General features: G+C 73.3%; 12 protein-coding genes and 2 tRNA genes. 4 read left to right on the top strand and 10 right to left on the bottom strand.

Annotation, left to right across the window (positions count from 1 at the left end; all coding sequences use genetic code 11):
* Nucleotides 1-150 precede the first annotated feature (150 nt).
* A tRNA-Gly gene (locus H488_RS33335) sits at nt 151-221 on the top strand.
* A gap of 82 nt (nt 222-303) precedes the next feature.
* Here the strand turns inward: H488_RS33335 and H488_RS33330 are convergent.
* From H488_RS33330 to H488_RS33320, 3 genes are read right to left on the bottom strand one after another with little or no spacing between them, the layout of a single operon-like run.
* Nucleotides 304-945 (bottom strand): methyltransferase domain-containing protein, encoded by a 642-nt coding sequence (locus tag H488_RS33330; RefSeq protein WP_017834582.1) that lies wholly within the window; start codon nt 943-945, stop codon nt 304-306.
* A 32-nt stretch (nt 946-977) separates the two neighbouring features.
* Nucleotides 978-1,868, bottom strand: coding sequence for an Fpg/Nei family DNA glycosylase (locus H488_RS33325; RefSeq protein ID WP_017834581.1), 891 nt, complete (start codon nt 1,866-1,868; stop codon nt 978-980).
* The gene (locus H488_RS33320; RefSeq protein WP_017834580.1) at nt 1,869-2,390 is read right to left on the bottom strand and encodes a ribose-5-phosphate isomerase; all 522 of its coding nucleotides are present in this window, start codon (nt 2,388-2,390) and stop codon (nt 1,869-1,871) included.
* A gap of 234 nt (nt 2,391-2,624) precedes the next feature.
* Here H488_RS33320 and pepN point away from each other — a divergent pair, with 234 nt between their 5' ends.
* On the top strand, nt 2,625-5,192 hold the full coding sequence (gene pepN, locus H488_RS33315) for an aminopeptidase N (protein WP_017834579.1): 2,568 nt from the start codon (nt 2,625-2,627) through the stop codon (nt 5,190-5,192).
* A complete protein-coding gene (locus H488_RS36240) occupies nt 5,189-5,773 on the top strand; it encodes a globin (protein ID WP_017834578.1) in 585 nt (194 codons plus the stop codon). The genes pepN and H488_RS36240 overlap by 4 nt, the downstream gene beginning before the upstream one ends.
* A gap of 13 nt (nt 5,774-5,786) precedes the next feature.
* Here H488_RS36240 and H488_RS33310 read toward each other — a convergent pair whose 3' ends face one another.
* Nucleotides 5,787-6,455 (bottom strand): hypothetical protein, encoded by a 669-nt coding sequence (locus H488_RS33310; RefSeq protein WP_017834577.1) that lies wholly within the window; start codon nt 6,453-6,455, stop codon nt 5,787-5,789.
* 5 nt (nt 6,456-6,460) lie between these two features.
* On the bottom strand, nt 6,461-6,946 hold the full coding sequence (locus H488_RS33305) for an acyl-CoA thioesterase (protein WP_017834576.1): 486 nt from the start codon (nt 6,944-6,946) through the stop codon (nt 6,461-6,463).
* Between the two features lie 73 nt (nt 6,947-7,019).
* Between H488_RS33305 and H488_RS33300 the strand changes: the two genes are divergently transcribed.
* Nucleotides 7,020-7,910, top strand: a complete 891-nt coding sequence (locus tag H488_RS33300) for an acyl-CoA thioesterase (protein ID WP_017834575.1) — start codon at nt 7,020-7,022, stop codon at nt 7,908-7,910.
* Nucleotides 7,911-8,012: 102 nt separating this feature from the next.
* Here H488_RS33300 and ettA read toward each other — a convergent pair whose 3' ends face one another.
* The 5 genes from ettA to H488_RS33285 form a co-directional block, all read right to left on the bottom strand.
* Complete coding sequence (gene ettA / locus H488_RS33295) at nt 8,013-9,695, bottom strand: energy-dependent translational throttle protein EttA (RefSeq protein WP_031283621.1); 1,683 nt, start codon at nt 9,693-9,695, stop codon at nt 8,013-8,015.
* Nucleotides 9,696-9,817: 122 nt separating this feature from the next.
* Complete coding sequence (locus H488_RS36235; protein ID WP_081615852.1) at nt 9,818-10,411, bottom strand: single-stranded DNA-binding protein; 594 nt, start codon at nt 10,409-10,411, stop codon at nt 9,818-9,820.
* Nucleotides 10,412-10,616: 205 nt separating this feature from the next.
* Entirely contained in the window at nt 10,617-10,751 is a 135-nt protein-coding gene (locus H488_RS38290) for a hypothetical protein (RefSeq protein WP_017834572.1), read from the bottom strand.
* A gap of 413 nt (nt 10,752-11,164) precedes the next feature.
* Nucleotides 11,165-11,395: a hypothetical protein gene (locus H488_RS33290; protein ID WP_017834571.1), complete on the bottom strand. Its 231-nt coding sequence runs from the start codon at nt 11,393-11,395 to the stop codon at nt 11,165-11,167.
* Between the two features lie 728 nt (nt 11,396-12,123).
* Nucleotides 12,124-12,196, bottom strand: a tRNA-Arg gene (locus tag H488_RS33285).
* Between the last annotated feature and the right edge of the window lie 1,044 nt (nt 12,197-13,240).

Raw genomic sequence — 13,240 nt, 5'->3', positions numbered from 1 at the left:
GGACGGGGCCGCACCTCGGCCCGCCGGACCCCGCTCCGCACGACCCGCCGGCGTCCTGCCGACCGCGCTCCGCGGGTGCGCCCGCGCCCCGGGATTTGACACCGCGCGCGCCGGGCCGGTTAATGGGAAGGCCTCGACAGAGCGCTCCGCGGGGATGTAGCTCAATGGTAGAGCCTCAGTCTTCCAAACTGATTACGCGGGTTCGATTCCCGTCATCCCCTCTCCGTGCACGAACGCCCCGGTCCCGCTGGACCGGGGCGTTCGTCGTCCCCGGCGGCACCTCGGCCCGGCCCCCGGCGCGTCTCAGCGGCGCAGCCCGACCACCCGCCACACCGCGCCCCGGTCCGCGTGCACGGGACGCAGCCCGTGCTCCTGCAGGACGGCGAGCATGGCCGCCGGGGAGTGCACGTAGGTGCGGAAGGGCGTCCCGGCGGCGCGGAGGCCCAGGTTCTCCAGGGCGGCGAGCGCCCGCAGGAGGCGGTGCCCGGGCGGGTGGCTGAACACGAGCAGACGCGTCGCCCGGTCCGCGGCGGCGCCCAGGAGCCGTTCGTGGTCGGGGTAGCAGCACACGACCCGGTGCAGCACCACGACGTCGTGCGGGGCGACCGCCTCCGGGTCCGTCGCGATGTCGAGCTGCATGCGCACCACACGGCCGGACACCCCGGCGGCGGCGGCCAGCTCCGCGGCCTCGGCCTCGTAGGAGTCCACGAGCTCCAGGTTCGTGGTCCGCGCGGCGCCCCGGCGCAGCAGCTCGAGCTGGATCCCGCCCACGCCGCCGCCGATCTCCAGCACGCTGGCCCCCTCGACGCCCTGGGCGGCGAGGAACTCCACGACCCGCCGGGAGGCGCGGTCGAGGCCCCGCCGCCGGTACCGGCGGGCGAGGCGCCGCGCGAAGCGGGGGCCGAAGACGCGCCGGTAGCCGGGCGCGCCGCAGCAACTGGACACGGCTCCAGGCTACGCCGTGGAACCCGACCCGGTCAGCGCTGGCAGGAGGGGCACCAGTAGAGCGTGCGCCCCTCGAGCTCCCCCGCCGCCACGGGCGTCCCGCACCGGCGGCACGGCAGGCCCTGCCGCTTGTAGACGAGGTGGGCGTGCCCGGGCCACGCCTGCGCCTCCGAGATCCCCGGGCGGTCCGCGGCGTCGGTCGTCAGGATCCGGCCCAGCCGCACGCCCGTGCACATGAGGGCCGCGTTCTCCGCCCACAGCCCCAGCAGCGCCGGCTCGTCGAGGGCGCGCCCCGGCGTCATCGGGTCCAGTCCGCGGCGGAACAGGGACTCCGCCCGGAAGATGTTGCCCACCCCGGCCAGCACGGCCTGGTCCATGAGCAGCGCGCCCACCGGGCGGCGGCTGCGCCGCACGGCGGCCACGAACGGCGCGGGGTCCGCGTGCGGGTCGAGCGGGTCCGGGCCCAGCCGCGCCCGGGCCGCCTCGGCCTCGGCGGAGCTCTCCAGCACGCACAGCGTCGGCCCGCGCAGATCGGCCCAGCCCTCGTCCCCGACCAGCCGCACGCGCACCGCCCCCACGGGCGCCGGCGGCAGCAGCGGGCCGGCGGGAGCGGCGTCGTCGTCGTGCGCCTCCCGCTCCCCGATCCGGCGCGGGGCCCCGATGGAGGAGGCGCCGCGGAAGCGGTCGGTGCCGCCGAAGCTCCACGCGCCGTAGAGGCCGAGGTGCGAGCGCAGCACCCGATCCCCGGCGAAGTCGAGGAACAGCTGCTTGCCGTGGGCCCGCGCCCCCTCCAGCACGGCGCCGTCCAGGGCGTGCGCCCCGGCGGCGAAGCGCCCCTGCGGGGAGCTCACGGCCAGGGCCTGTCCCACGAAGCAGTCGGCGAACTGGCGGGCGAGGCGGTGGACCGAGTGGCCCTCCGGCACTCAGGCCTCCCGGGCGGCCGGGAACTCGCGCGGGCGCAGGTCCTCGAGTTTTCCCGCGACGGTGCCGGTGGACTCGTACTCGCCGATCTGGGCGATCCGGCGCTCGTGGCGCTCGTCCCCGGAGAAGGGCTCCGCGAGGAACGCCCGGACGATCGCCAGCGCCTCCTCCTGCGGGTGCTGGCGCCCACCGACGGCCACGACCTGGGCGTCGTTGTGCTGGCGCGCGAGCCGGGCGGTGTCCAGGTTCCAGGCCAGGGCGGCACGGATGCCCTCGACCTTGTTGGCGGCGATCTGCTCGCCGTTGCCCGACCCGCCCAGGACGATCCCGAGGGAGTCGAGCCCCGCCTCCCGGTCCGCCCGGACGGCGCGCGCGGCGCTGATGCAGAACGCGGGGTAGTCGTCGAGGGCGTCGTACTCGGCGGGGCCGTGGTCGACGAGGTCGTAGCCGGCGGCGACGAGCTCCTCGACCAGGAAGCGGGAGAGGTCCAGGCCGGCGTGGTCGGTGGCGATGTGGACGCGCATGGGCGGCGTGCTCCTGGGGTTCGCGGGAACGGGGCGGGATCGAGGCGCAGGGCCCGCGCGGACGGACCGGCCGCCCTCCAGCGTAGTGCGTGCCGCGCACACCGCAGGGCCTCCCCGGGCGGCCGGGACCCGGCTGACATAATGGGACGATCCCCTGCGGCCCACCGGTCGCGGACGCCCCGATCCCGAGCCATCCCGACCCGACCCCGACCCCGACGAGAGGACGGCACTGAAGTGCCCGGAACCAACCTGACCCGCCAGGAGGCGGCCGCGCGGGCCGAGACCGTGGCGGTGGACGCCTACGAGGTGGTCCTCGACCTGACCCGCGGCGAGCGCGTCTTCCGCTCCACGACCACCGTGCGCTTCCGGGCGACCCCGGGCGCCTCGACGTTCATCGACGCGATCACCGACGCGGTGCACTCCGTGGTGCTCAACGGCACCGAGCTCGATCCCGCCGAGGTCTCGGACGGCGTGCGGATCCAGCTGCCCGGGCTCGCCGCGGACAACGTGCTCACGGTCGAGTCGGACTGCCGGTACATGAACACCGGCGAGGGCCTGCACCGGTTCGTGGACCCGGTCGACGACGAGGTCTACCTCTACACCCAGTTCGAGGTGGCGGACACCCGGCGCGTGTTCGCCGTGTTCGAGCAGCCGGACCTCAAGGCGCGCTTCGCGTTCACGGTCACGGCCCCCGCGCACTGGACGGTCGTCTCGACCCAGCCCACCCCGGAGCCCGTCGCCGCCGGCGAGGGCGCCGCCACGTGGTCCTTCACCCCCACCCCGGTGGTCCCCTGCTACGTCACGGCGCTGATCGCCGGCCCGTACGCGTCCGTGCACGACGAGCTCACCAGCGCCGACGGCCGCACGATCCCCCTGGGCCTGTACGCCCGCCGCTCGCTCGTGGAGCACGTCGAGGCGGAGGAGATGTTCGGCATCACCAAGCGCGGCTTCGAGTTCTTCGAGGCGCAGTTCGGGGTGCCTTACCCGTTCGAGAAGTACGACCAGCTGTTCGTCCCGCAGTTCAACGCCGGGGCCATGGAGAACGCCGGCGCGGTGACCTTCGTGGAGCTCTACGTCTTCCGCTCCCGGCCCACGCAGGCCCGGGTGGAGCGGCGGGCCATCACGGTCCTGCACGAGCTGGCCCACATGTGGTTCGGGGACTTCGTGACCATGCGCTGGTGGAACGACCTGTGGCTCAACGAGTCCTTCGCCGAGTTCATGTCCACCCTCGCCGCGGCGGAGAACACCCGGTACACGGAGGCGTGGACCACGTTCGCCGCCGGGGAGAAGTCCTGGGGCTACGAGCAGGACCAGCTGCCCACCACCCACCCCATCAAGGCCGAGATCCGGGACCTCGAGGACGTGCTGGTGAACTTCGACGGCATCACCTACGCCAAGGGCGCCTCGGTGCTCAAGCAGCTGGTGGCCTGGGTGGGCCAGGCGCAGTTCATGGCCGGGCTGAACCGGTACTTCCGGGAGCACGCGTGGGGCAACACCGAGCTGCGCGACCTCATGGTCCGGCTCGAGGAGGCCAGCGGCCGGGACCTCGACGAGTGGGCCGCGAAGTGGCTCGAGACCGCCGGGGTGAACACGCTGACCCCGGAGCTCGAGACCGACCAGGACGGGATCATCCGCTCCTTCCGGATCCGGCAGACCGCCCCCGACGAGCACCCCACGCTGCGCCCGCACCGCCTGGCCGTGGGCTTCTACGACCACGACGGGGAGCAGGGCAAGCTCGTGCGCACGCACCGGGTCGAGCTCGACGTCGACGGCCCGTCCACGGAGGTGCCGCAGCTGGTGGGCCGGGAGCTGCCGGACCTCGTGCTGCTCAACGACGACGACCTCGCCTACGCGAAGATCCGCCTCGACGAGTGCTCCCTGGACACCGCCCTGACCCACCTGAAGAACTTCGAGGACACGCTCCCGCGCGCCCTCGTCCAGGCGTCCGTGTGGGACGGCGTGCACGACGGCGAGACGCCCGCCCGCCGCTACGTGGAGCTCGTGCTCGACAACATCGCCCACGAGACGTCCTCGACCGGCATCCAGGTGCAGCTGCGCCAGCTGGACACCGTGCTCGACGGCTACGTGGCCGAGCCCGTGCGCGGGGCCACCGTGCGGGCCGCCGCCGACCGGCTCCGCCGGCTCACCGAGGAGGCGGCGCCCGGCTCCGACCAGCAGCTGCAGTTCCTCCGGGCCTTCGCCCGGCACGCCCGCACCGACGAGCAGCTGGACGTCCTCGAGCAGCTCCTCGACGGGCGGCGCACCCTGGAGGGCCTGGCGCTGGACACCGACCTGCGCTGGAGCCTGCTCACCGCGCTGTGCGCCGGCGGGCGTGCCGGCGACGCGGAGGTGGACGCGATGCTCGCGCAGGACAACACCGAGAACGGCGCGATCGCGGCCGCCCGCGCCCGGGCCGCCATCCCCACGGCCGAGGCCAAGGCCCGGGCGTGGCAGCAGATCATGGTGGACGGGTCGCTGCCCAACTCCATCCAGGACGCGGCGATCGACGGCTTCCGCACGGCCGCCGACACCTCCCTGCTGGCGCCCTGGGCCGAGGAGTACTTCGCGGCGATCCCCGGCGTGTGGCGCACCCGGACCCACGAGCTGGCCCAGCAGATCGCGATCGGCATGTACCCGAACATCCCCGCCCAGGAGACGGTCGACGCCGCGGACGCCTTCCTCGCGGACCTGCCCGAGGACCTGCACGGGCTCCGCCGGCTGGTCCTCGAGCAGCGCGACGCGACGGCCCGCGCGGTCCGGGCGCAGGCCGTGGACGCCGCCTACGAGGTGGTGCGCGCATGAGCGACGAGCAGCAGCGCCCCGGTCCGGCCGGGCACGGACCCGGGGGGCCCGGCTCGACGCCCCCGGCCGGCCAGGACCCGCGCACCGACCCCGCCGCGGCGGCCCCGCCCGGGGCGCGCTCCTTCGCGGTCGGGGCGCCCCTGTCCCAGCTGCGCCGCCCCGTGCCGCAGGTCGGCGACGAGCGGGAGCAGGCCGAGGCCGGCACGGCGTCGTCGTTCTACGACCAGGTGGGCGGGCACGAGACGTTCGTGAAGCTCGTGCACGAGTTCTACGCCCGGGTGGCCGAGGACGAGCGGTTCCGGGCGCTCTACCCGGAGGACGACCTCGGCCCCGCCGAGGAGCGGCTGCGGATGTTCCTCGAGCAGTACTGGGGCGGACCGACCACCTACTCGGAGCAGCGCGGGCACCCGCGGCTGCGGATGCGGCACATGCCGTTCCCCGTGGACACGTGGGCGCGCGAGACGTGGCTGACGCACATGCGCGCGGCCCTGGACACCCTGGAGCTCTCCCCGCTGCACGACGGGATCATCTGGGACTACTTCGACCGCGCCGCCCACGCCATGATCAACCGTCCCGGCTGATCCCCCGGGAGTCTCAGCGCTTGGCCAGGACGTGCCCGCCGGGGGTGCTCAGGCGCACCCAGCGGCCGTTCTCCGCGACGGCGACCTCCGCGCCCGGGCGCAGGAAGCCGAGCGAGTACGCGGCGAACGCCGCGCCGTCCGGCAGCGGCGCCCCGTTCAGCCGCCCCGCGAGCGGCTCCGCCCACCCGGACGACCGGCCCCAGACCTGCGAGCGCACGGTGTCCACGACGGCGGCGCCCGCGTCCGTGGGCACCGCCCGGGCGACCTCGGCGATCCCGGCCCGGGCGACCTCGCGCAGCGCGTCCCCGGCGACGGAGCCCACCGGGGTCCACCCGCCCAGGGGCGGGGCGATGCCCGCCCACGAGACGTTCGCGTCCACGGGGGGCAGGCCCACGTCCGTGGCGTCCTGGTCCTGGCGCGGCATCCGGTCGAGGACCCCGCCGAGCGGGACGGTGACGTCCAGGGCCTGCTCCCCGGACAGCGCGGCGGTGCGCAGGCCCAGGACCGTGGGCGTGGTGTCGAGCAGGCCGTGGGGCTCGAGCACGCACACGTAGACGCCGAGGGCCCGCCCGCGCGCCTGGAAGCGCACCGCGCCCTGCGGGTCCACCCCGCGGGCCCGGGACAGGTACGTCCGCAGGTCGGCGACGTCCCGCGGATCCGTCAGCGGGAGGGACCGGCCCACGGGGCTCAGGCCTCCGCCGGCGCGGGCCGGCGGGCGAAGCGGGTCGGGGCGTCCTGCCACTGCTCGAGCAGGCCCCGCTGCGTGTCGTCGAGGCGCACCGGCCGCCCGGAGGAGCGGTCGATCACGACGACGACCGTCTGGGCCACGGCGTAGACGCGCGACCCGTCCTCCTCCTGGACCGCGTAGTCCAGCACGAAGCTCGACCCGCCCACGGAGGAGACCCACACCCGCACGGACACCGGGTCGTCGCGGTACAGCAGCTGCTGCGTGTACTCGACCTCCTGCCGGCCGATCACGGTCATCAGGTCCCCCAGCAGGGTGCGGAACGTCGCGCCCTCCGGCACCCCCGCGGCGGCGTCCTCGGGCAGCGGACGGGCCATGAGCCGGACCCGGGCGTCCTCGAGGTACTGGAGCATGGTGACGTTGTTGACGTGGCCGTAGCTGTCGATGTCGCCGAAGCGCATCTGGATGGGGATCAGCAGCGAAGACATGCCCCCATCCCATCACACCCGGGCGCGCCGGACGCGCCCCGGCGCGACCGGCGGCTTGGCTAGAGTGAAGGCCATGACCTACAGCCCGATCCCGGACCCCACGCAGGCCCTGCTCGACATGCTCGACCTCGCGGACGGGGGTGGCGCGCGCACGCTCGAGGACATCTACGTGGGCCACTCCATCTCCCCCGCACGCGGCCGGGTCTACGGTGGGCAGGTCCTGGCGCAGGCCGCGACCGCCGCCATGCGCACCGTGGAGCCGGAGCGGATCATCCACTCGATGCACGCGTACTTCCTGCGCGCCGGGGACGTGTCCCAGCCGATCACCTTCGGCGTGGAGCGGATCCGGGACGGGCGGTCCTTCTCCGCACGCCGCGTGCACGCCTACCAGGACGGGCGCGCCATCCTCTCGGCCATCGCGTCCTTCCAGGTCCCGGCCCGGGGCCTGGACCACCAGGACGAGTCCCCCCGGAACCTGCCCGAGCCGGAGTCCCTGCCCAGCGCCGTGGAGCTGCTCGGCCACGTCGACGCCCCCGAGGCGCAGGCGATCGCGCACGAGCGGCCCTTCGACATGCGGTACATCACGGAGCCGATCTACTTCAAGCCGGACTCCCGGGGAGAGCCGTTCAACGCGGTGTGGATCAAGACCCTCAAGCCGCTGCCGGACGACCCGAACATCCACCGCGCCGCGCTCGCCTACGCGAGCGACTACACGCTGCTCGAGCCCATCCTGCGCCTGCACGGCAGGACGTGGATCGAGCCCGGCATGAACATCGCCTCCCTCGACCACGCGATGTGGTGGCACCGGGAGACCCGCGCGGACGAGTGGCTGCTCTACGTGCAGTCCTCCCCCAACGCCTCCTCGGCCCGCGGCCTCGGGGTGGGCCGGATGTTCTCCCGGGACGGCCGGCTCGTCGCCACGACCGCCCAGGAGGGCATGATGCGCTTCCCGGAGTTCTCCTGACCGCACCGGAGCACGCCGGAGGGGCCCGCCGGGCGGGAAGGAGCTGCTCCTTCCCGCCCGGCGGGCCCCTCGGGCGGCACGGGCTCCGGGCCCGGCCCTGCGTCAGTCGCGGGTGAGGCGGCGGTGGGTGACGCGGTGCGGCCGCGCGGCGTCGGCGCCGAGGCGCTCCACCTTGTTGGCCTCGTACGACTCGAAGTTGCCCTCGAACCAGTACCACTGGTCCGGCTCGTCCTCGGTGCCCTCCCACGCGAGGATGTGGGTGGCGACCCGGTCGAGGAACCACCGGTCGTGGGAGACGACCACGGCGCAGCCCGGGAACTCCAGCAGCGCGTTCTCCAGGGAGCCGAGGGTCTCGACGTCGAGGTCGTTGGTGGGCTCGTCCAGGAGCAGCAGGTTGCCGCCCTGCTTGAGGGTCATGGCCAGGTTCAGCCGGTTGCGCTCCCCGCCCGAGAGCACCCCGGCCTTCTTCTGCTGGTCGGGGCCCTTGAAGCCGAACGCGGAGACGTAGGCGCGCGAGGGCATCTCGACGTTGCCGACGTTGATGTAGTCCAGGCCGTCCGAGACGACCTCCCACAGCGACTTGCTGGCGTCGAGGTTCGCGCGGTTCTGGTCCACGTAGGAGATCTTGACGGAGTCGCCGATCTTCAGCTCCCCGCCGTCCAGCTCCTCCATGCCGACGATGGTCTTGAACAGCGTCGACTTGCCGACGCCGTTGGGGCCGATGACGCCCACGATGCCGTTGCGCGGCAGGGAGAAGGACAGGCCCTTGATGAGGGAGCGGTCCCCGAAGCCCTTCTGCAGGTCCTTCGCCTCGATCACGAGGTTGCCCAGGCGGGGTCCCGGCGGAATCTGGATCTCCTCGAAGTCCAGCTTGCGGGTCTTCTCGGCCTCGGCGGCCATCTCCTCGTAGCGGGCCAGGCGGGCCTTCGACTTCGCCTGGCGGCCCTTGGCGTTGGAGCGCACCCACTCGAGCTCGTCGGCCAGCCGCTTGGCCTGCTTGGCGTCCTTCTTGCCCTGCACCTCCATGCGGGCGCGCTTGGTCTCGAGGTAGGCCGAGTAGTTGCCCTCGTATCCGTACAGCCGGCCGCGGTCGACCTCGCAGATCCACTCGGCCACGTGGTCGAGGAAGTACCGGTCGTGGGTCACGGCCATGACGGCGCCGTGGTAGTCCTTCAGGTGCTGCTCCAGCCACAGCACGGACTCGGCGTCGAGGTGGTTGGTGGGCTCGTCGAGCAGCAGGAGGTCCGGCTTCTGCAGCAGCAGCTTGCACAGGGCCACGCGGCGGCGCTCACCACCGGAGAGGACCGTGACGTCGGCGTCCGGCGGCGGGCAGCGCAGGGCGTCCATCGCCTGCTCCAGCTGGGAGTCGAGGTCCCAGGCGTTGGCGGCGTCGATGTCCTCCTGGAGCTTGCCCATCTCCTCCATGAGGGAGTCGAAGTCCGCGTCCGGCTGGGCCATCTCCTCGGAGATCGCGTTGAAGCGGTCGACCTTCGCCTTGATCTCGCCCACGCCCTCCTCGACGTTGCCCAGGACGGTCTTCTCCTCGTTCAGCGGCGGCTCCTGGAGCAGGATGCCGACGGTGTAGCCGGGGCTGAGCCGGGCCTCGCCGTTGGACGGCTGGTCGAGGCCGGCCATGATCTTGAGGATGGTGGACTTGCCGGCCCCGTTGGGTCCCACGACGCCGATCTTCGCGCCGGGGTAGAACGACATGGTGACGTCGTCCAGGATGACTTTGTCGCCCACGGTCTTGCGGGCCTTGGACATTGTGTAGATGAATTCCGCCATGCCCTCAAGGCTACCCCGCCCGGCGGAGGCCGAGGGGCGGCCACCGGGCGGGGACGGACCGGGGGCTGGGGCGCCGCAGCCCCCGCTCCGTCCCCGCGCCGGGATGGCTCCGCCCGGGAAGCTCAGGCGGTGGCGGGCTGGCGGCGCGGGCGCCGTCCCGGCCCGGCAGCGGCCCCGAGGAGCTCACCGGTCTCCGGGTCGACGCCCTCCGGGAGCACGGGGGCCCCGCCGTCGAGGTCGCCGCTCGACTCCGACGGGTCCCCGTCCGGGGCCGCCGGGGCGTCCGCGGCCCCGGTCGCCGCCGCGTCCTCGGTCTGTCCGGCGGGCCGCTCCCCCGTCTGCTCGGCGGGCGGCGAGGAGCTCACGGTGCGCTGGAAGCAGGCCGTGCCGAGGGCGAGGTCGTGCCCCAGGGACACCGCGTCCACGTCCACGGCCGTGTTGCGCCCGTGCTCGCCCTCCCAGAACCGGACCTTGAGCTTGCCGACCACCACCACGGGCTGGCCCTTCTTGATGCTGGCCAGCGCGTTGAGCCCCAGCGAACGGAACGCCTGGACGGAGAACCAGTTGGTGTGCCCGTCCCGCCACGCACCGGCCTGCTGGTCGAACCAGCGCGGGGTGGAGGCGAGGCGGAAGGTCACCACCACGGTGCCGTCGGGCAGGCTGCGGGACTCGGGATCCGTGGCCACGTAGCCGCGGACGGTGATCTGCTCGGTCATCGGGAACTCCTCTGGACGGCGGCCGGTGCGGCCGGTGCTGGCCCCGGTGGCGGGGTGCACCCAGCGTCCTGCCGGAGCCGGTGCCGCCGCGGCGGGCGGGCCCCGGTTGTGGACGGCCGTGCTCCTCGGGTTCCGGGACCACGCGCTGTGCAGTGCGACCGCCGGGCGACCAGCGTGAGACCGGCTCACGGTCCGCGAGCGCCCGTCAGTCGATGTCGACGGCGTTCCAGGCGATGACGGCGAGGGGCTCCCGGTGCCGCTCCTGCTCGTGGGAGCATGCCCAGCACCACGGGCCGTAGAGCGGTGGGGCGCCGCACTGGCAGAGTCGGATCCGGGCCATCGGACTCACCTCGATGTTCGTTGCAGTGGCCTGACAGGTGACGGCCTGCCGGACGACATCCTGCGCGGGTGTCCTCACCCCTACTACCGGCCCAGGGGCTCCTGTGGATGCACCGCAGCCCGGTTTTCGGGGCCGGCACGGCGCCCGGACCGCCGGAGCGGGCGCCGCGCCTACCCCGTCCCCGCGCGTCGCCCCGCCCCTCGGAGCCGTCGATGCTCGCGGCGGGCGTCGACAGCGGGTCTCAGCCGTGGGCACCGGCCGCGACCTCGCCACGGCAGGCAGGTGCCGGTGCAGTGCGGGCGCCCGGACGGGAGGCGGCGGTCGGCCTCGCGTGCGACGACCCCCGCAGTCTCCCGGGCACGGCGCCACGGCGCCGTGCCCGGTTCGCCGCCGGCCCCGTGCGTTCCGTTCGACTAGGCGGCGTGCCCCGGCTCGACCACGATGCAGTCCTCCCGGAAGTCGAGGTGCATGCAGTGCAGCGCGACGACGCCCCGGGTGATCGCCTCCAGCTGCTGCGGATCGATGTCCGGGCCGACGTTGCGGACGATGAAGTCACGGGTGTCCTCCGTGGCCTCCTCCACCGTGTCGTAGTGGTAGTAACGGGCCCCCCGGCCGGTCCACTGCCTGATGATGGTGACGCTCATGGTTCCTCCCCCTGAATCGGATCCGGACGCGTGGTCCGCGGCCGCCCCGGGCACCCCGTCCGGGAACTGCGGCCGTCCCGGCGGGCTGCCGCCGGGGTCGTCGCGGAGGTGCTGCTCCGGCTCCTCGTCCGTCCTGGCGCGGAGCTCAGGTGGCCGGATCACTGCACCCCTCGATGTGCTACTTAACGTATGCGAATTTACGGGGTGTTGCTTGTCCACACTTTCGCGACCGCAAACAATCCAGAGCGAGTTGCAGCTCGGGGAGAGGCACCGGCAGGACTGCCTGGGAGGGGGACGGCCGGGCCGTGCCCGCCGAGGGCCGCAGGTGGGCCGGTCGTCCGGGGTGTGGCGGGAAAGTGCTCCGGCTCCGGGCGCCTGGCGGGACGCCGCTCAGCACCTGCCGGCTTCGCCACCGACGAAAGATGGCCCGCCCGGTCCAGTAAGACCGAGCGAGCCGCGGACACACAGACGGCGAGATCTGCGTGCCCACCGCACAGCCTACCCCGCCCCCGCTCCGCTCGGAGGTACCGGTCCACCGAGCGGGCGCCGGCACGCTCATCCGGTCCGCCGGCCCTGCCCGCAAGGGCCGTGCGTCTCGCCACCGGAGAGATCCCGCCGGGCACCGCAGCACGACGTGCCGTCGGATCTGCCGTCGGATCTGGCGTCGGAGACGACGAGATCCCCGCTGTCCCGGACCGTGAGGCCCGGGACAGCGGGGATCGCTCGTGTGCCCCAGGAGGGAGTCGAACCCCCGACCAAGAGATTAGAAGGCTCCTGCTCTATCCACTGAGCTACTGGGGCGTGCTGCCCGGGACCGCGTCCCGGGCACCGCGGTCGAGTTTATCAACTCGCGGGGGCCGCACCGGCTCCTCAGATCACGGCGCTCTGCACCGGGGGCTGGTAGCGGCCGCGGAAGAGCCGCCGGGTCGCCGGGTCGATGAACCACAGGTACACGCCGTAGGAGAGGGCGACGACCGCCGCGATCAGCCGGCCGGAGCTGAGGTCGAGGTCCAGGTACGGGAAGACGTCCAGCTGGTCGGAGACCGCGTAGATCATGAAGAAGACGGTGAGGAAGAACAGGATGTCGACCTGCCAGTCGCTGCGGATGCCCGTGACGGCGAACAGCGGGATGAGCCACACCACGTACCAGGCCTGGATCATCGGGGAGAACAGCACGATCGCGGCGAACGCCCAGGTCAGCCGGCGGATGATCCGCTCGTCCCGGCCCACGAACATCAGCCAGAGGATGACGGGCACCGCGAGGGCCTGGCCCGCCGTGTGGACCACCTCCCGCCACTGGCCCGCGTCGGCGCCCACGGCCGCGGCCAGGGTGGTGGCGAGCACGCCGGCGAGACCCACCGGGGCGTACCAGATGGACACGGAACCGGGGGTGGACATGGCGGAAACCCAGCCGAAGCCGAAGCCGTTGAGCAGCCCCATCAGCCCGAGCAGGGCGACCGCGTAGACGAGGACCAGGAACCAGATGACGAAGCGGCGGGTCCACGACGCGTTCCGGCCCGCCCACAGCAGGCCGATGAAGGGCAGGAAGACGAGGGTGATGGGCTTGATCGCCACGGACAGCGTGACGAGCGTGGTCCCGAGCAGACCGCCCTTCCAGTTGCGGTGCACCGCGGCGGCGTAGGTGCCGCCGAGGGCGAGGGCGATCATGATGGCGTCGTTGTGCACGGAGACGATGAAGTTCGTGAGGAACAGGGGGTTCGCCACGCTGAGCCACAGGGCCCGGGCCGGGTTGATGCCGTGCAGCCGCGCGAGCCGCGGGACCAGCCACATGCAGGCGATCACGGCGAGCACGCACATAGATCGGAAGAGCACACGTCTGAACTC

It is taken from the genome of Kocuria sp. UCD-OTCP (assembly GCF_000349605.1).
Taxonomy (GTDB): Bacteria; Actinomycetota; Actinomycetes; order Actinomycetales; family Micrococcaceae; genus Kocuria; species Kocuria rosea.
This window is presented reverse-complemented; position numbering and strand designations above follow the sequence as displayed.